The sequence below is a fragment of the Streptomyces varsoviensis genome, assembly GCF_000718635.1.
GTDB lineage: Bacteria > Actinomycetota > Actinomycetes > Streptomycetales > Streptomycetaceae > Streptomyces > Streptomyces varsoviensis.
This window is the reverse complement of sequence record NZ_JOBF01000104.1, coordinates 1-222: the sequence shown is the minus strand read 5'-3', so window position 1 is coordinate 222 and position 222 is coordinate 1. Positions and strand designations below refer to the sequence as shown.

Genomic DNA, 222 nt, shown 5'->3' with positions numbered 1-222 from the left:
ATCAGCGTCCCCGAGGGCGACACTTCCTCCGGCAGCGCCTCCAGAATCGACAAGTGGCTCGGCGTGCCCTTCATGAACGTCGGACGCGCACCGCGAGCCGCCCCCTCATCCAGCTCCGCCAGCCGCACACACCCACCACTGACCAGCGGCGTGTAGAGCGCCGTGACCGTCAGGTCGAACGCCAGCGGCGAATGCACCAACGACACCCCCGCCACCGCCTCC

1 protein-coding gene is annotated in these 222 nt (G+C 69.4%); it reads right to left on the bottom strand.

What is annotated here, in order from left to right; genetic code table 11:
• On the bottom strand, positions 1–197 hold a 197-nt coding region (locus tag IF55_RS35795), incomplete at its 3' end, for a hypothetical protein (protein ID WP_211270090.1).
• Between the last annotated feature and the right edge of the window lie 25 nt (positions 198–222).